This is a genomic window from Vagococcus fluvialis (genome assembly GCF_048815235.1).
Taxonomy (GTDB): Bacteria; Bacillota; Bacilli; order Lactobacillales; family Vagococcaceae; genus Vagococcus.
Genome location: NZ_JBMEAO010000015.1, coordinates 16052 through 32957 on the forward strand (window position 1 = coordinate 16052; position 16906 = coordinate 32957).

At 34.7% G+C, this 16906-nt stretch carries 22 protein-coding genes; 21 read left to right on the top strand and 1 reads right to left on the bottom strand.

What is annotated here, in order from left to right:
* The 18 genes from rplR (at position 1) to rpsI (ending at position 11046) form a co-directional block, all read left to right on the top strand.
* A complete protein-coding gene (gene rplR / locus ACODH8_RS10530) occupies positions 1-357 on the top strand; it encodes a 50S ribosomal protein L18 (protein WP_332525832.1) in 357 nt (118 codons plus the stop codon).
* Between the two features lie 20 nt (positions 358-377).
* The gene (gene rpsE / locus ACODH8_RS10535; RefSeq protein WP_332525831.1) at positions 378-878 is read left to right on the top strand and encodes a 30S ribosomal protein S5; all 501 of its coding nucleotides are present in this window, start codon (positions 378-380) and stop codon (positions 876-878) included.
* Positions 879-889: 11 nt separating this feature from the next.
* Complete coding sequence (rpmD, locus tag ACODH8_RS10540) at positions 890-1069, top strand: 50S ribosomal protein L30 (RefSeq protein ID WP_332525830.1); 180 nt, start codon at positions 890-892, stop codon at positions 1067-1069.
* Positions 1070-1110: 41 nt separating this feature from the next.
* Positions 1111-1551, top strand: a complete 441-nt coding sequence (gene rplO / locus ACODH8_RS10545) for a 50S ribosomal protein L15 (RefSeq protein ID WP_332525829.1) — start codon at positions 1111-1113, stop codon at positions 1549-1551.
* Complete coding sequence (gene secY / locus ACODH8_RS10550) at positions 1551-2849, top strand: preprotein translocase subunit SecY (protein WP_332525828.1); 1299 nt, start codon at positions 1551-1553, stop codon at positions 2847-2849. The genes rplO and secY overlap by 1 nt, the downstream gene beginning before the upstream one ends.
* Positions 2850-2907: 58 nt before the next feature.
* Entirely contained in the window at positions 2908-3561 is a 654-nt protein-coding gene (locus tag ACODH8_RS10555; RefSeq protein WP_332525827.1) for an adenylate kinase, read from the top strand.
* Between the two features lie 206 nt (positions 3562-3767).
* Complete coding sequence (infA, locus tag ACODH8_RS10560; protein ID WP_071457745.1) at positions 3768-3986, top strand: translation initiation factor IF-1; 219 nt, start codon at positions 3768-3770, stop codon at positions 3984-3986.
* A 32-nt stretch (positions 3987-4018) separates the two neighbouring features.
* Positions 4019-4132: a 50S ribosomal protein L36 gene (rpmJ, locus tag ACODH8_RS10565; protein WP_071457744.1), complete on the top strand. Its 114-nt coding sequence runs from the start codon at positions 4019-4021 to the stop codon at positions 4130-4132.
* Positions 4133-4149: 17 nt separating this feature from the next.
* A complete protein-coding gene (gene rpsM / locus ACODH8_RS10570; protein ID WP_332525826.1) occupies positions 4150-4515 on the top strand; it encodes a 30S ribosomal protein S13 in 366 nt (121 codons plus the stop codon).
* 30 nt (positions 4516-4545) lie between these two features.
* A complete protein-coding gene (gene rpsK / locus ACODH8_RS10575) occupies positions 4546-4935 on the top strand; it encodes a 30S ribosomal protein S11 (RefSeq protein ID WP_086340806.1) in 390 nt (129 codons plus the stop codon).
* Positions 4936-5017: 82 nt separating this feature from the next.
* Positions 5018-5956 (top strand): DNA-directed RNA polymerase subunit alpha, encoded by a 939-nt coding sequence (locus tag ACODH8_RS10580; protein ID WP_332525825.1) that lies wholly within the window; start codon positions 5018-5020, stop codon positions 5954-5956.
* A gap of 29 nt (positions 5957-5985) precedes the next feature.
* Complete coding sequence (gene rplQ, locus ACODH8_RS10585; RefSeq protein ID WP_332466725.1) at positions 5986-6372, top strand: 50S ribosomal protein L17; 387 nt, start codon at positions 5986-5988, stop codon at positions 6370-6372.
* Positions 6373-6684: 312 nt separating this feature from the next.
* Positions 6685-7527, top strand: a complete 843-nt coding sequence (locus tag ACODH8_RS10590; protein ID WP_332466726.1) for an energy-coupling factor ABC transporter ATP-binding protein — start codon at positions 6685-6687, stop codon at positions 7525-7527.
* On the top strand, positions 7503-8375 hold the full coding sequence (locus tag ACODH8_RS10595; protein WP_332466727.1) for an energy-coupling factor ABC transporter ATP-binding protein: 873 nt from the start codon (positions 7503-7505) through the stop codon (positions 8373-8375). Before ACODH8_RS10590 ends, ACODH8_RS10595 begins: the two co-directional genes overlap by 25 nt.
* Positions 8365-9162 carry an energy-coupling factor transporter transmembrane protein EcfT gene (locus ACODH8_RS10600; RefSeq protein WP_332466728.1) on the top strand — a complete coding sequence of 266 codons (798 nt, stop codon included), beginning with the start codon at positions 8365-8367 and terminating at the stop codon, positions 9160-9162. The genes ACODH8_RS10595 and ACODH8_RS10600 overlap by 11 nt, the downstream gene beginning before the upstream one ends.
* A gap of 135 nt (positions 9163-9297) precedes the next feature.
* A complete protein-coding gene (truA, locus tag ACODH8_RS10605) occupies positions 9298-10044 on the top strand; it encodes a tRNA pseudouridine(38-40) synthase TruA (RefSeq protein WP_332466729.1) in 747 nt (248 codons plus the stop codon).
* A 152-nt stretch (positions 10045-10196) separates the two neighbouring features.
* A complete protein-coding gene (rplM, locus tag ACODH8_RS10610; RefSeq protein WP_332466730.1) occupies positions 10197-10640 on the top strand; it encodes a 50S ribosomal protein L13 in 444 nt (147 codons plus the stop codon).
* Positions 10641-10653: 13 nt separating this feature from the next.
* On the top strand, positions 10654-11046 hold the full coding sequence (gene rpsI / locus ACODH8_RS10615) for a 30S ribosomal protein S9 (protein WP_086340814.1): 393 nt from the start codon (positions 10654-10656) through the stop codon (positions 11044-11046).
* A 243-nt stretch (positions 11047-11289) separates the two neighbouring features.
* On the opposite strand, the gene ACODH8_RS10620 is transcribed toward rpsI, so the two are convergent.
* Positions 11290-12672 (bottom strand): AAA family ATPase, encoded by a 1383-nt coding sequence (locus tag ACODH8_RS10620; RefSeq protein WP_332466731.1) that lies wholly within the window; start codon positions 12670-12672, stop codon positions 11290-11292.
* A gap of 285 nt (positions 12673-12957) precedes the next feature.
* Between ACODH8_RS10620 and ACODH8_RS10625 the strand changes: the two genes are divergently transcribed.
* The 3 genes from ACODH8_RS10625 (at position 12958) to ACODH8_RS10635 (ending at position 16899) form a co-directional block, all read left to right on the top strand.
* The gene (locus tag ACODH8_RS10625; protein WP_332466732.1) at positions 12958-14742 is read left to right on the top strand and encodes a S9 family peptidase; all 1785 of its coding nucleotides are present in this window, start codon (positions 12958-12960) and stop codon (positions 14740-14742) included.
* 222 nt (positions 14743-14964) lie between these two features.
* A complete protein-coding gene (locus ACODH8_RS10630; protein ID WP_332466733.1) occupies positions 14965-16440 on the top strand; it encodes a BglG family transcription antiterminator in 1476 nt (491 codons plus the stop codon).
* Positions 16441-16899, top strand: a complete 459-nt coding sequence (locus ACODH8_RS10635; RefSeq protein ID WP_332466734.1) for a fructose PTS transporter subunit IIA — start codon at positions 16441-16443, stop codon at positions 16897-16899.
* Positions 16900-16906 lie beyond the last annotated feature (7 nt).

Genomic DNA, 16906 nt, shown 5'->3' on the forward strand with positions numbered 1-16906 from the left:
GTGATTTCAAAACCAGATAAAAATAAAGTGCGCCAAAAGCGTCATGGTCGCGTACGTAGTAAAATCTCTGGTACTGCCGAGTGCCCACGCTTGAACGTATTCCGTTCTAACAAAAACATCTACGCTCAATTAATTGATGACGTAGCGGGTGTGACACTTACAAGTGCCTCTACTGTAGATAAAGATATTACAGCAGAAAACAAAACTGAAGCAGCTAAAGCTGTAGGTGCTTCAATTGCTAAAAAAGCAACAGAAAAAGGTATTAAAGAAGTAGTCTTTGACCGTGGTGGATACCTTTACCATGGCCGCGTAGCAGCTTTAGCTGAAGCAGCTCGTGAAAACGGACTAGAATTTTAGGAAAGGGAGGAAAACTATTCATGGCTAATATTGATCATAGACAATTTGATTTAGAAGACCGCGTTGTTGCGATTAACCGCGTTTCTAAAGTTGTTAAAGGTGGACGCCGTATGCGTTTCTCTGCTCTTGTAGTAGTGGGCGACAGAAACGGACATGTTGGATTTGGAACTGGTAAAGCGCAAGAAGTACCAGAAGCTATTCGTAAAGCTGTTGAAGATGCTAAAAAGAACTTAATTGAAGTTCCTATGGTAGGTTCAACAATTCCTCATGAAGTTATCGGATCTTTCTGTGGTGGACGTATCTTAATGAAACCTGCTTTAGCTGGTTCTGGAGTTGCCGCTGGTGGACCAGTTCGTGCCGTCCTTGAATTAGCTGGTATCTCAGATATCACATCTAAATCTTTAGGATCAAACACACCTGTAAACGTTGTTCGCGCAACTGTTGAAGGATTAAACAGATTAAAACGTGCAGAAGATGTTGCTGAATTACGTGGCATTTCTGTAGAAAAATTAATCGGATAGGAGGACTAAAAATGAGCGAATTAAAAATTACTTTAAAACGTAGTATCATCGGACGTCCTCAAAACCAAATTGATACAGTTAAAGCTTTAGGTCTAAGAAAAATCAACTCTACAGTTGTAAAACCTAATAACGTAGCTATCAAAGGTATGGTAAATACTATTTCACATTTAGTGGACGTAGAAGAAATATAAGAAGTATTCTTTAGAAACTAGTACAAGGAGGTGCCGAGCTAATGAAACTTCATGAATTACATCCGGCAGAAGGATCAAGACATGTACGCAATCGTGTAGGACGTGGATCATCATCAGGTAACGGTAAAACATCTGGTCGTGGACAAAAAGGTCAAAAATCACGTTCAGGTGGTGGAGTACGTTTAGGATTTGAAGGTGGACAAACTCCATTATTCATGCGTTTACCAAAACGTGGATTCACAAATATTAATCGTAAAGATTATGCAATCGTCAACTTAGACGTATTGAACCGATTTGAAGATGGTGCCGAAGTAACACCAACTACTTTAATTGAAGCAGGAATTGTGAAAGATGCTAAATCTGGAATTAAAATTTTAGGTAACGGTGAGTTAACTAAAAAATTATCAGTTAAAGCAGCTAAATTCTCTAAATCTGCACAAACTGCAATTGAAGCAGCTGGCGGATCAGTTGAGGTGATCTAATGTTTAAACTGTTGAAGGATTCGTTTAAGGTAAAAAACATCCGTAGTAAGATATTTTTTACGCTATTCATTCTCTTCGCGTTTAGAGTTGGTGCCCATATTACTGTTCCAGGTGTTAATGCTAAAGCGTTATTAGATCTTAATGACTTAGCATTAGTAGCAATGTTTAATCAGGTAAGTGGTAATGCTATGGAAAAATTCTCATTGTTTGCAATGGGAGTTTCCCCATATATCACTTCATCAATCATTATTCAATTACTCCAAATGGATATTGTTCCTAAATTTGTAGAGTGGTCAAAACAAGGAGAAGTTGGTCGACGTAAGTTGAATCAAGCGACTCGTTACTTAACATTAGTGTTAGGTTTTGTTCAATCGATTGCGATTACAGCAGGTTTTAACTATTATACAAACGCAGGACTTGTTAATTCTCCAGGTGTCTACACGTACTTCACGATAGGATTAATCCTAACAGCGGGTACAATGTTAGTAACTTGGATGGGTGAGCAAATTTCCGAAAAGGGAATTGGTAATGGTGTTTCAATGATTATCTTTGCAGGTATCATTGCGAAACTTCCTGGAAGCATCAAAGAAATTTACCAAGCTTACTTTGTAAATATTGATAAAGGCGATTTGACTAAATCATTCATCTTTATTGCAATCCTGATTGTCGCTGTTTTACTTGTCGTTACTATGGTAACGTACGTGCAACAAGCGGAAAGAAAGATTCCAATTCAATATACAAAACGTGTAGCTGGAGCTCCTCAAAGTAGTTATTTACCATTAAAAGTAAATGCGGCTGGTGTTATTCCAGTTATTTTTGCGAGTTCATTTATTGCTACACCACAAGCTTTTCTAAGTGCCTTTCAAGTGTCTCAAGGTAGTAAACCTTGGTTCCAGTTCTTAGAACAAATCTTTAACTATTCAACTATTCCTGGCGGGATAGTATATACAACCCTGATTATTGCTTTTACATTCTTCTATGCCTTTGTTCAGGTTAATCCTGAGAAAGTAGCTGAGAACTTGCAAAAGCAAGGAAGCTATATTCCAAGTGTACGTCCTGGGAAAGAAACAGAACAATTTATATCTAGTCTTTTAATGAAGCTAAGTACAGTTGGATCTGTGTTCTTAGGGTTAGTGGCAATCTTACCAATCATTGCTCAAAATGTTTGGGACCTACCACAATCTATTGGTTTAGGTGGGACAAGTTTACTGATTGTCATTAGTGTGGCTCTTGAAACGAATAAACAGCTTGAAGGGTTACTACTGAAACGTCAGTATACTGGTTTTATCAGAGAGTAAGAGTAGTGTGTTGGGGGTTAAACCTCAGCACTTTTCTCGAACTTAAGGAGGAAAACAAATGAATCTCATCCTAATGGGATTGCCAGGAGCTGGTAAGGGTACTCAAGCAGAGAAAATTATCGATGCTTACAGTATTCCTCATATTTCCACAGGAGATATGTTCCGTGATGCAATGAAGAATGAAACTGAATTAGGTCTACTTGCTAAATCATTTATTGATAAAGGTGAATTAGTACCTGACGAAGTAACAAACGGTATTGTTAAGGATCGTTTATCTCAAAACGATACAGAAAAAGGATTCCTGTTAGACGGTTTCCCACGGACACTTGCTCAAGCAGAAGAATTAGATAAAATTTTAGAGGAATTAGGTAAAAAAGTAGACAATGTCTTAAACATTCATGTCGCTTCAGAAGTTTTAGTTGACCGCTTAGCGGGTCGCTTCATTTGTAAAGATTGTGGTGCTACATATCATAAATTATTCAACGCTCCAAAAGTTGAAGGAACTTGTGATCGTTGTGGTGGACATAACTTCTATCAAAGAGAAGATGACAAACCTGAAACGGTTAAAAATCGTTTAGAAGTTAACATTAAAAACTCTGAACCTATTTTAGCTTATTACGAAAATCAACAAGTACTAAGTACAATTGATGGTGATCGTGATATTCAAGAAGTATTTGTTGATATCGAAAAGATTATCACAAGTAACAACTAGTCATTTATCTAGCTATCTATTATTCTATGAGAATCAAGCCTTTTTTTGAAAACAGAAGTTGATGACAGGAATTTTTCCTATCAACTTTATTTTGTGTTGTACTTATGATATAATACAAAAGTTGGAAAGAAATAGGCTAAAAGCTCTATTTTTTGTCAATTTGTCGCATATGTCAGATGCAAACAATGTATAAGGAGGTACTAGTTGTGGCGAAAGAAGATATGATTGAAATTGAAGGTACAGTCGTCGAAACTTTGCCGAATGCAATGTTTAAAGTTGAATTAGAAAATGGCCATGTTATTTTAGCACACGTTTCTGGAAAAATTAGAATGCATTATATTCGTATTCTACCAGGAGATAAAGTAACAGTTGAATTATCTCCGTATGATTTAACACGTGGTCGTATTACTTATCGCTTTAAATAGTTGTACTCCGTAAAATTCAAGGAGGTATAATCATGAAAGTAAGACCATCAGTAAAACCCATTTGTGAAAAATGTAAAATAATTCGCCGTAAAGGTCGAGTTATGGTTATCTGTGAAAACCCAAAACATAAACAACGTCAAGGATAAAAGGAGGTTAACGAATAATGGCTCGTATTGCAGGTGTAGATATTCCCCGTAATAAACGTGTAGTTATTTCGCTTACTTACATTTATGGAATCGGAAAGAAAACTTCTCAAGATATCTTGAAAGAAGCTGGAGTTTCTGAGGAAATCCGTGTTAGCGACTTAACTAACGAACAAACAGATTCAATTCGTGCAGCAATTGATAAATTAAAAGTCGAAGGTGACTTACGTCGTGAAGTGAACTTAAACATCAAACGTTTGATGGAAATCGGTTCATACAGAGGTATCCGTCATCGTCGTGGTTTACCAACTCGTGGACAAAACACGAAAAATAATGCACGTACAAGAAAAGGTCCAGCTCGTTCTATCGCTGGTAAGAAAAAATAAGAATTTTTAGTGAAGGAGGTATAAAGCTTCATGGTAGCAAAAAAAGTATCTAGAAAACGTCGTGTGAAAAAGAATATCGAAGCTGGTATTGCACACATTCATTCTACTTTCAACAACACAATCGTAATGTTGACAGATGTTCATGGTAATGCAATCGCATGGTCATCAGCTGGATCATTAGGATTTAAAGGAAGTAAAAAAGCAACACCATTCGCAGCTCAAATGGCAGCAGAAGTTGCAGCTAAAGCAGCAATGGAACATGGTTTAAAAACTGTTGACGTAACTGTAAAAGGACCAGGTTCTGGTCGTGAAGCAGCTATTCGTTCATTACAAGCAACAGGATTAGAAGTGACAGCGATTCGTGACGTTACTCCAGTTCCTCATAATGGATGTCGCCCTCCAAAACGCCGTCGTGTGTAGTGAGTGAGTTCATTTTTGATGATTGGAACTTATAGCGACATTGAGCAGGACACTTTTCGTTTTGAAAGGGGTATAGAGAAGAATGATTGAATTTGAGAAACCAAGAATCACAAAGATTGATGAAGATAGAGATTATGGCAAGTTCGTCATCGAGCCACTTGAAAGAGGCTATGGAACTACGTTAGGTAACTCATTACGCCGTATTTTATTGTCATCTCTTCCAGGTGCTGCAATCACTAATCTTCAAATTGATGGTGTATTACATGAGTTCTCCACTATCAAGGGAGTTCGTGAAGATGTCACTCAAATAATTTTAAATATCAAAGGCTTAGCCCTTAAGTTATATGCTGAAGGAGAAAAAACTTTAGAGATCGATATTACTGGTCCAGCTAATGTTACCGCAGGTGACATTATTACTGATAGTGATGTTGAAATCATGAACAAAGATTTATTCATCTGTAGCGTATCTGAAGGTGCGACTTTCCGCGCTAGTTTAACTGTTAAACCAGGCCGTGGTTATTCAAAAGCTGATGAAAATAAAAGTGAAGATATGCCAATTGGTGTTTTACCAGTGGATTCTATCTACACACCGATTAAACGTGTTAACTACCAAGTAGAAAATACACGTGTTGGTCGTCGTGACGATTTTGACAAATTAACTTTAGATGTGTGGACAGACGGTTCTATCGCACCTCAAGAGGCTATCAGTTTATCTGCTAAAATCTTGACTGAGCATTTAGACATCTTTGTTAACTTAACAGATGAAGCTAAAAATGCTGAAATCATGATCGAAAAAGAAGAAACACAAAAAGAAAAAATGTTGGAAACAACAATCGAAGAATTAGACTTATCTGTTCGTTCTTATAACTGTCTGAAACGCGCTGGCATTAATACATTACAAGAATTAACAAATAAATCTGAAGCAGAAATGATTAAAGTTCGTAACTTAGGTCGTAAATCACTTGAAGAAGTAAAAGCTAAATTAGCTGATTTAGAATTAGGTTTACGTCAAGAAGATTAATCATTAATTGATATAAGGAGGAATACGACGTGAGTTATCGTAAATTAGGTCGCACAAGCAGCCAAAGAAAAGCAATGTTACGTGATTTAACAACTGATTTAATTATCAACGAACGCATTGAAACAACTGAAGCTCGTGCTAAAGAAATCCGTTCAACTACTGAAAAAATGATTACTTTAGGTAAACGTGGAGATCTTCACGCTCGTCGTCAAGCTGCAGCTTTTGTTCGTAACGAATTATTAGAAGCACGTTTAGGCGAAGATGGTGAAACAATCATCCAAGAAACAGCTTTACAAAAATTATTCAATGACTTGGGACCTCGTTACCAAGATCGCCAAGGTGGTTACACACGTATCCTTAAAAAAGGACAACGTCGCGGAGACGCTGCACCAATGGTAATTATTGAATTAGTTTAATAATTAAATTAAGTTTTGATCACTTTATAGATGATTCTTTTAGAGTGTTATGATGTTGGAAAATTAATTTTTTCCGAGTCTAGCTCGGTGCTATTCCTCTGACTTTTGTCAGAGGATGCGCGCTCATCATATAAAGTGCTTTTTTTATACATTCGTATTAATGCGCTTTAATTGTCTTTTAATTGAATAAAGATTAAGATAAATAGGTATTTATCGAATCTGAAAATGTTTCCTTGTATTTTTAATTAACATTAAGAATAGAATGAAACATTTTTTTAAAATAACCATAAAAAGGATAAGGAAGAGGCTTGAATGGAGACTCCTTTAATTGAACTTAAAAATATAACATTTAAATATCAAAGCGAAGACACTAAAAATGCATTAAACGATGTGTCACTTAACATATATCCAGGCGAATGGGTGGCTTTAATTGGTCACAATGGTTCTGGAAAATCAACTTTAGCTAAAACAATTAATGGTTTAATTACACCTACTTCAGGAGAAATTGTTGTTAAAGGTGAAACTGTTTCTGAGGATAACTTATGGGATGTACGCCGTTTAATCGGTATGGTGTTCCAAAATCCTGATAATCAGTTTGTTGGTTCAACAGTAGAAGATGATGTGGCTTTTGGATTAGAGAATCAAGGTGTACCTAGAGACGAAATGGTTGTCCGTGTGAAAGACGCACTTGAAAAAGTACGTATGAGTGATTTTGCTATTAAAGAACCTGCTCGACTTTCTGGTGGACAAAAGCAACGTGTGGCGATTGCTGGTGTCATAGCTTTAAGACCAGACGTAATTATCTTAGATGAAGCAACGTCTATGTTAGACCCACAAGGACGTCAAGAAGTGATTGAAACGATTCGTAAAATCAAAGACGATTCAAACTTAACTGTTATTTCGATTACACATGATATTGATGAGGCAGCTCATGCTAATCGTGTGTTAGTGATGCGTCAAGGTGAAATCATTCAAGAGGGAACTCCTGGTGAGATTTTTTCTCGTGGAGAAGAGTTAATTGAATTAGGTCTTGATGTGCCATTCCCAGAAAAATTAAAAGCAGCTTTAGCTGAACGTGGTATGGAAGTACCTGCAACTTATTTAACAGAGGAAGGAATGGTGGACTTTCTATGGAAATCCGGTTTGAACAAGTAGATTTTACCTACCAACCTAATAGCCCGTTTGAACAACGTGTGCTTTTTGATATTAACTTAGAAATTCCTTCTAATAGTTATACAGCTATTGTTGGACATACTGGAAGTGGTAAATCCACGTTACTTCAACATTTAAATGCTTTACTAAAGCCAACAGCTGGTAAAGTGACTCTTGGAGATCGTGTGATTACTCCTGAAACAGATAATAAAAATTTAAAACCAATTCGTAAAAAAGTTGGAATTGTGTTCCAATTTCCTGAATCACAGTTATTTGATGAAACAGTTGGACAAGATATTGCTTTTGGACCTAAGAACTTTGGTGTCTCTGATGAAGAGGCAACTAAGTTAGCTAAGGAAATGCTTGATTTAGTTGGATTAGACGAGTCTTACATGGACCGCTCACCATTTGACCTATCAGGTGGACAAATGCGTCGTGTGGCGATTGCTGGGGTATTAGCAATGGAGCCTAAAGTGGTTATCTTAGATGAACCAACAGCAGGACTTGATCCTCGTGGCCGTAAAGACATTATGGAAATGTTTTACCGTCTGCATAAGGAAAAAGGAATTAATATTATTTTAGTAACCCATTTAATGGATGATGTAGCGGAGTATGCTGATTATATGGTAGTTCTTGAAAAAGGAAAAATCCATAAACAAGGTGATCCTCGTGAAATCTTTAAAGACGTTGAATGGTTAAAAGAAAAACAATTAGGTGTGCCAACAGCCACTGATTTTGCTTTTGAGTTAATGGAAAAAGGTTATGAATTTTCTCAACTACCATTAACGGCTGACGAACTAGCTGATGAATTAGTTGGTTCTTTGAAAGTAGGTGGCCAAGATGATGAATAAACTGATTTTAGGACGCTATATTCCTGGTGATTCAGTGGTTCATAACTTAGACCCACGTGCTAAATTAGTAGCCAGCTTTTATTTTATTGGGATTATCTTCCTATGTAATAATTTTATTAGTTTTGGTGCTATGTTTTTATTTACTATTTTTGCGATTTTAATGTCTAAAATAAGTATTCGTTTCTTTATTAATGGGGTTAAACCTTTAATTTGGTTAATTCTGTTTACCGTGTTACTCCAGGTACTGTTCTCTCAAGGGGGAGAAGTTTACTTTAAGTGGTGGATTTTTAGTATTAGTGAGTTTGGTCTAAAAAACGGTGCCTTTATCTTTATTCGTTTTGTCTTGATCATATTCATGTCGACGTTGTTAACTTTAACAACACCGCCATTATCTTTGTCTGATGCTATTGAATATTTACTACGACCATTAAAAGTAGTGAAGTTCCCAGCACACGAGATTTCTTTAATGCTTTCAATTGCTTTGCGTTTTGTTCCAACTTTAATGGATGAAACGGAAAAGATTATGAATGCGCAACGTGCTCGTGGAGTCGACTTTGGTGAAGGTAACTTAATGCAGAAAATGAAAGCTATTGTGCCATTATTAATTCCATTATTTGTCAGCAGTTTTAATCGTGCTGAAGATTTAGCGATTGCTATGGAAGCAAGAGGTTATCAAGGAGGAGACGGACGAACTAAGTACCGTGTTCTCCATTGGGAATTTGCTGATACAGTAGTAATTATTGTATTTGCTTTATTAACAGGCCTTTTAGTCTTTTTAAGAAGTTAGAAGTGAATGGGGCTGTGACGTAAATATGTCACAGCTCCTTTTTTACAAACTAAACGGTGTCTCAGGAGTAGCTTCTTCGGAAATAAGCTGAATACTTCTGTCACAACCTCAATTTTAGTTAGAGGAGGAAATGTTATGCCACGTTACAAAGCCGTGATTGCGTATGACGGAACGAATTATGCAGGATTTCAAGTACAGCAAAACGCTCATACCGTCCAAGCAGAAATTGAAAATACCTTAAAGCGATTTAATAAAGGAAAAACAATTACGATTCACCCATCTGGAAGAACAGATTCAGGAGTCCACGCTAAGGGACAAGTGATTCATTTTGATTATCCTTATGAACGAGAAAATGAAAAATTCCGCTTTGCGTTAGATACGCAAACACCAGATGATATTAGTTTTATCTCAGTGGAGCAAGTTGATGAAGAATTTCATGCTCGTTACTTAGCTAAAGAAAAGACGTATCATTATTATGTGGACTTAGGTCAAACAAGAGACCCATTTAAGCGTCTATATTCAGCTCATTACCGTTATGAATTAGATTTAGATAGAATTAGGCAAGCAGCCAAAGATATTGAAGGAGAGCATGATTTTAGCGTTTTTTGCGCTACTGGTAGTGCCGTTGAAGATAAAACCCGTCATGTCTATGAAGTAAATGTTATTGAAGTAAGTGAAACTGAGCTTCGTTTTGAGTTTCGCGGTAACGGTTTTTTATATAAAATGGTTCGTATGTTAGTTGGGACTCTTTTAAAAATCGGTAATGGACAATTACCAGTGGATGCGATAAAAATAGCTTTAGAACAACAAGATAAGCAGATGACTGGTCCAACTGCCCATCCTGAAGGCCTTTTCTTAATGAAAGTTGACTATGAAAAATAAAAAAAATATTGAAAATACCGTCAAAATTTATTGACATATCAAGGGATTCACGATAATATGTTAGATGGTATTGTTTGACCACAACATGGTGAGCCCCGGAAACTTATTATGTAATGCCAAACATCAAGAACATAAATTGGAGGAAAAAAACCATGCGTACAACATATATGGCTAAAGCTGGCCAAATCGATCGTAAATGGTATGTAGTAGATGCGACAGATATTCCTTTAGGTCGTTTATCTACTGTAGTAGCATCAATTTTACGTGGAAAAAATAAACCAACATTCACACCACATGTGGATACTGGTGATTACGTAATCGTAATTAATGCAGACAAAGTTAAATTAACAGGAAACAAAGAAAGTGACAAAGTATACTACCGTCACAGCCAACACCCAGGTGGAATTAAATCTATCACTGCTGGTGAATTACGTGATAAAAACTCACGTCGTTTAGTTGAGAACTCAATTAAAGGTATGTTACCAAAAAATAGTTTAGGACGCACTACTGCTAAAAAACTATTTGTATACGGTGAAGCTGAACACAAACATGCAGCACAACAACCAGAAGTATTAGATATCACTAACTTAATTTAAGGAGGGAATTTCATTGGCTAAAGTACAATATTTAGGCACAGGCCGTCGTAAAAAATCTGTAGCTCGCGTACGCTTAGTACCAGGTACAGGAAAAATCGTTATGAACAACAAAGACATTGAAGAATATATTCCACATGCTGATTTACGTGAAGTAATCATGCAACCACTAGTATTAACAGAAACTAAAGGCGCATATGACGTATTAGTTAACGTTAACGGTGGAGGATACGCAGGACAAGCTGGGGCAACTCGCCACGGTATTTCTCGCGCTCTTTTACAAGTAGATCCAGATTTCCGTCCAGCTCTTAAACGTGCAGGATTGTTAACTCGTGACGCTCGTATGGTTGAACGTAAAAAACCAGGTCTTAAAAAAGCTCGTAAAGCATCACAATTCTCAAAACGTTAATTACGATTATCGTTCGAGTTTACGAGTTACGAGAATCGTACTGGGCGAAGCCTTGCTGAGCGCAGTTACCTTAATCATAACTTACAAAGGTATCTTCCAATTGGAAGATGCCTTTTTTTGTATTAGGCGTGATAAAAAGACATTCTTATTGGCAAAATTAAGTCAACTTAACTTTATTAATAAGAATGCCTCTATGAATAATAATATAACTTAGTAATGGGATAAGTATAAAATAACAAGAATTTATGTATATGAAACTTCTAAGTCTTCCTTTTCAATTGTTACTAAGCTCTCATTATCAATTGTCTCAAGACATGAAATACGATTTGCTTGGTTAACTAGTGAATGTTCAAAAAAGTTTCTAACCTCTCTACCATTAGAAAAATTATCACTTTTATTCAAAACAACATTTTTAAAATAAATTTGTAGAGTATTATTAGCTTCTGAAGTCAATTTTAAATTATTTTCTTCAACTAATTTAAGAAATATATTGCTCAATTCTTCTGAAGTATAATCTGAGAATTCAATAAATTTATTGAATCTAGATTTAAGACCAGGATTCGATTCTAAAAAATTAGCCATTTTATCTGGATAACCAGCAACAATAACAATCAAATCATTTCTATTGTCTTCCATAACTTTTAATAAAGTATCTATAGCTTCTTGTCCGAAATCTTGCTCTCCTTTATCTGATAAAGTATATGCTTCATCAATAAATAAGATACCTCCAGTTGCCTCATCCAGTAAGTCTTTGACTTTAAGAGCTGTCTGACCAACGTATCCACCAACTAAACCAGACCGATCAGTTTCAATTAGGTGACCACGTGAGATTACGCCAAGATGTTTATAAATATTGGCTAACAATCTAGCAACAGTTGTTTTACCTGTCCCAGGATTTCCTGAAAAAACGAGATGTAGTGAGATTGGGGGTTGTTTTAGACCTTGATTCTCTCTTAGTTGTCTAACTTTTAGAAAGTTGATTAGGGAGTTAACTTCATGTTTTACAGCATCTAGACCTATTAAATTATTGAGTTCTTCTAGGGAGCTTTCTAAAGTGGATTCCTCATTATTGGCTAGTATGGGTGACTCATCAATAGCATCAACAAATAGAATATCTTTGTTTTCTTTTATATATTCTCTATTGGTTATTTCGAAATTTCTTATGAATGCAATGCCCTCTTCGTTATATGGATCATCTGACATTAATGCAGCATTAAGCAACTCAACTAACCAATCAATAAATTCTTCTGAACAGTTTTGAGTAGAGTCTAATATATTATTATTATCAAGATAAATAAAGAAAATTAAAATAGCGAGAACTTCATATTGTAACTCATAAAGATCATCTTCATCCATCATTTCAATACAATCGTCCTTAGATATTGACTCTTCACTATTTAAGAAACTTTTATAGCAATTTAAAACTCCTAAATCCAACTCAGTAAGTGACTCTTTAGCCAAACACAATGTGGAATATGCTTTAAAGATATTAAATGTGTAAAGGTCCATTGTTTTTGAACCGTCTAAATTAGCAATATTATTTATAGTATGTCCTTTTTCAAGACTTTCGAAAAGGTATTTAGAAAAGCGATTATTTCCATCTTCGATTAGATCTAATACATTCATGTATAGGTCTCCCTGTAAATTTTATTTTAATAACAAGTGATATTATATCAAATTTTAATAATTCATACTATAAAAATAGGCAAAATGACTTTTATTATACTTATGTAATAAAGATAGTAACTATTGAAAAAAACTCAATCATAACTTACAAGGTATCTTCCAATTGGAGAGTGTCTTTTTTATTTGAAACAAATTTCCATAAATGTGAAATTTTACACGAAATCATTTTCTATACTATCTCCTATGCTATAATTATCCCTATACAAATTGTTAGGAGGAAATCATATGGTTAAATTTGATGAATTAGGTATGGAACAATTTTTAAGAACATTTAGTATAGAGGATTTTATTGTTAGTCCTGATGAGAAACAAATTGTCTTTAGTACGAATTTAAGTGGCAAATTTAATTTATGGGGAATGGATTTACCAAGCCAATTTCCTAAGCAATTAACCTTCAAAGATCAAAGTTGTAATGGACTCGTTTATGATAAAAAGGGTCAATTTATCATTGCTGGGTTTGATAAGGATGGAGATGAGAACACGCAATTCTACGCTCTACCTCCTAAAGGTGGTCAGTTGAAAGAAGTTATTTTTAATGAAGGTACGAGAAATACGATGCCAATGTTATCAAAGGATGGGGATGTTTTATACTACACGTCATCTAAAGATAATCCAACCTTTTTAAATGCTTATGCCCACCATTTAGAAACGGGTCATGAAGAAACCGTTATTGAGGGAGATGATGGGATTCACTATCTATTCTCACTAAGTCCGAATGAAGAAAGTTTCCTGTATTTGAAAATGTTTGCGAATACGTATAGCTTAATGTACGTGAAGCATAAAGGAAAAGATATTCTCTTAACGCCGGAGACAGAGGAACAATACACGGTTAGTGGTGGTTGTTTTGTTTCTGATAATATTATTTATTTTCTAACAAATCACGGAGAAGAATTTTCTTATCTTGCTTCGTTTGATTTAGAGACAGAGGCATTTCGTAAGGTCGCTTCGGTTACACAAGAAGAGTTTAAAGATATCTCTTTTGATAAAGCAGGTAATCAGTTGTATTTAGCAGCTGAAAAAGGCGTAGAAGATAGACTTTATACATTCGACCTAGAAACTAATGAGTTGAAAGAACTATCTATTCCATATAGTGTGGTAGATAAACTGGTAGTCTTAGAATCAGGTTCTGTTTATACGTTGGGAAGAAGTGCAACGAGTCCATCTAATATTTATCGATTAGTGCAAGATGGATGGGAGAAAGTCACAGATAATGTGGTTCCTGGGATTGAAGAAGACGAGATGATTGAGCCAGAAGTTATTACCTATAAGTCATTTGATGGTTTAGAAATTGAATCTCTATTTTTTAAAGCAAATCCTGAAAAATCGAATGGTGAAATCATATTTTGGCCACATGGAGGGCCGCAAGCTTCTGAGCGAAAAACATTTAGAGCGTCATTCCAATTCTTTTTAAATCAAGGATTTAGTCTTTTTGCACCTAATTTTCGTGGTTCAACAGGTTACGGTCTCGAGTTTGCTAAGATGGTAGAGGGTGACTGGGGCAACGGGCCAAGACTGGATAATGTTGCTGCACTAGATTGGTTGATTGAAAATGGCCACACAACAACAGGTAATATTCTATTAATGGGTGGTAGCTATGGTGGCTATATGGCCTTGTTATTACATGGCCGTCATGCTGATTACTTTAAAGCTGTTGTTGATATTTTTGGTCCATCTGATTTATTTTCATTTATTGATTCTGTGCCTGAGGATTGGAAACCAGTCATGGATCAATGGGTAGGAAATCCAGAAAAAGATCGCGAGAAATTAATTGAGTATTCACCTATTACTTATGTGGATGGAATGACCAGACCCATGCTAATTATTCAAGGGGCAAATGATCCACGTGTGGTAAAAGCTGAATCAGACAAGATATATGAGGCATTGAAAAATAAAGGAACTGATGTTGAATATATGCTTCTTGAGGATGAAGGACACGGCTTCTCGAAAAAGACTAATGAAATTGCTGTATATCAAAGAATATTAGATTTCTTTATGGAGCAGCTATCTTAATAGAGAATGAATTAATCATTTAGTGACCTACATAAATCTATTAGCTAGAAGTTGAAATAAATAATATTTAGAAACACTTTCTATTTAGAAGGTGTTTTTTATTATAATCAAGAATAAGAAATGTATTCAGTGCATTTCAAAGAGTTGTCCACTTATATGGACATTTTAATAAAGTAAACGTTATCATTTTGATGGTATTGTTTTATTAAGGAGTTGAGTGTTATGAAGTTAAGCAAAAAAGAATCAGATTTACTTGAACTTTTTGTCTTAAAAGATACTAAACTTACTGCGAAAGAAATAGCCGATTCATTAAGTATATCTTCCAAAACAGTTTATAGGCTAGTTCATAAAATCAATGAAGCCAGTGAATTTGGTATTTTAATTGAAACATTTATTGGTAAGGGAATGAAATTAAATTATCGTAATTATTTGAAATATCGTTCCATTTTTAAGCAAAGTGATTCAGAAACTGAAGAGCGAGTTATCTCAGTATTGATGAATTTACTAAGCTGCTCCCCTATATTTATCTCAATAGAAAGCTTATTTCAAACCTATTTTATTTCTTCAGAAACTCAGTATAAAGATCTTGAAAAAATAAAAAAGAGACTTAAATCATTTGATTTAAACCTAGAAAGAAAAGGAAAGAAAATTAGAATTATTGGCAATGAGCAAAATATTAGAAAAGCAATCTATCACATGTTACTCAGAACAGCCATTACAGATCAAGATTTTTACGTGATTGATAATACAAATATTAGTCAATACGATATTGATTTTTTAACCTCTCAATTAGAAATAATAGAGAAGAAAGTCAAAGGAAATATTCCGTATCCCTATAATATTAATATCTTTTCACACTTGTACATTTTAGTTATGAGGATAAGAAATGGATTCATTCCTAAAGATAGAGAGTATAAAGAGTTAGATGCGTATGAAGTAACTTTAAAAGAATCGAACCAAGAAATATATGGGATTTCTCGAAAAATTGTTAGAAATTTGAGTCATTATTTATCAGAACCAATTGATGAAATTGAAGAGTTTTATTTGTTTCAATACATTATATCTTCAGGAATAGAAGAGCAATCATTTGAATTGTATTCGGATGGACAATTAAGAATAATTTTTGAAGATGCTATTGATTTTGTGAGTAGAGATATGAATATTGATTTCTCCAATTTAAAAGAAGATAAAAGTTTTTTCAATCATTTTAGAGTGATGTTATACCGAAATAAAAATAAGATAGTCATTGTTAATAATTTATTAGGAGAGATAAAAAAAGAATATCCTGAGTTATTTGAATCAGTTAAACAAATGAGTAGCTATTTATCATTTGAATACTCATTAAATACAATATCAGAGGATGAAACAGGATTTAATATGTTATATTTCGCCAAAGATTTTGAAAAATTAAAAACCAAAAAAAGAGTCATTATTATGTGTAGTAGTGGAGTTGGGACAAGTGAACTATTAAGAGTTAAAGTTCAGAGAAATTTTCCCAATTTAGAAATAATGGATATCGTCTCAGTGAATCAGTTTAAAAATAAATACACTGAAGGGAAGTTGAAAGTTGATTTTATTATTTCAACAATAAACATTAATTTGTATAACTTAGTTTTAGATGTCCCAGTAGCTTTAGTTAGCGCGATGTTCACAGGAAAAGATCAAGAAACTATTAGAACTATGATGGAGGGGAAATAAATGGAATCGATTGATATTAAAGAGGTTATTAGTCAAGACTTGATACTTGAAGATTTAAATGTAGAAACAAAAGGAGAGGCACTGGAAGCACTTGTTAAATTACTAGATACTCAAGGCTATTTAAATGATCCAGAAGAATTTCTAGCAGATGTATTACTAAGAGAAGAGGAAGGAGTGACAGGGTTAGGAGATGGAATCGCTATTCCGCATGGAAAATCCGATGGAGTGAAAAAAACGGTGATAGCTATTGGAAAAAATAAAAAGGGGCTTGATTGGGGTTCGTTAGATGATGAAGTCGTTGAAGTTATTATTTTATTTGCTGTGAAAAAGACAGATGAAACGACGTTACACATTAAAATGCTTCAAAAAGTGGCGATTTTATTGGCGGATGAAGAGTTACTACACAAATTGAGAAATGCTACAACAAATCTAGAAATCTATGAATTATTAACAAAATAAAATAGGA

Coding starts and splice junctions, on each gene's coding strand:
- rplO (WP_332525829.1), top strand. CDS start 1,111: ATGAAACTTCATGAATTACATCCGGCAGAAGGATCAAGACATGTACGC.
- ACODH8_RS10630 (WP_332466733.1), top strand. CDS start 14,965: ATGAAGTTAAGCAAAAAAGAATCAGATTTACTTGAACTTTTTGTCTTA.
- ACODH8_RS10635 (WP_332466734.1), top strand. CDS start 16,441: ATGGAATCGATTGATATTAAAGAGGTTATTAGTCAAGACTTGATACTT.
- ACODH8_RS10625 (WP_332466732.1), top strand. CDS start 12,958: ATGGTTAAATTTGATGAATTAGGTATGGAACAATTTTTAAGAACATTT.
- ACODH8_RS10580 (WP_332525825.1), top strand. CDS start 5,018: ATGATTGAATTTGAGAAACCAAGAATCACAAAGATTGATGAAGATAGA.
- ACODH8_RS10555 (WP_332525827.1), top strand. CDS start 2,908: ATGAATCTCATCCTAATGGGATTGCCAGGAGCTGGTAAGGGTACTCAA.
- ACODH8_RS10595 (WP_332466727.1), top strand. CDS start 7,503: ATGGAAATCCGGTTTGAACAAGTAGATTTTACCTACCAACCTAATAGC.
- ACODH8_RS10600 (WP_332466728.1), top strand. CDS start 8,365: ATGATGAATAAACTGATTTTAGGACGCTATATTCCTGGTGATTCAGTG.
- rpmJ (WP_071457744.1), top strand. CDS start 4,019: ATGAAAGTAAGACCATCAGTAAAACCCATTTGTGAAAAATGTAAAATA.
- rpsK (WP_086340806.1), top strand. CDS start 4,546: ATGGTAGCAAAAAAAGTATCTAGAAAACGTCGTGTGAAAAAGAATATC.
- truA (WP_332466729.1), top strand. CDS start 9,298: ATGCCACGTTACAAAGCCGTGATTGCGTATGACGGAACGAATTATGCA.
- rpsE (WP_332525831.1), top strand. CDS start 378: ATGGCTAATATTGATCATAGACAATTTGATTTAGAAGACCGCGTTGTT.
- secY (WP_332525828.1), top strand. CDS start 1,551: ATGTTTAAACTGTTGAAGGATTCGTTTAAGGTAAAAAACATCCGTAGT.
- rpsM (WP_332525826.1), top strand. CDS start 4,150: ATGGCTCGTATTGCAGGTGTAGATATTCCCCGTAATAAACGTGTAGTT.
- rplM (WP_332466730.1), top strand. CDS start 10,197: ATGCGTACAACATATATGGCTAAAGCTGGCCAAATCGATCGTAAATGG.
- rpmD (WP_332525830.1), top strand. CDS start 890: ATGAGCGAATTAAAAATTACTTTAAAACGTAGTATCATCGGACGTCCT.
- ACODH8_RS10620 (WP_332466731.1), bottom strand. CDS start 12,672: ATGAATGTATTAGATCTAATCGAAGATGGAAATAATCGCTTTTCTAAA.
- ACODH8_RS10590 (WP_332466726.1), top strand. CDS start 6,685: ATGGAGACTCCTTTAATTGAACTTAAAAATATAACATTTAAATATCAA.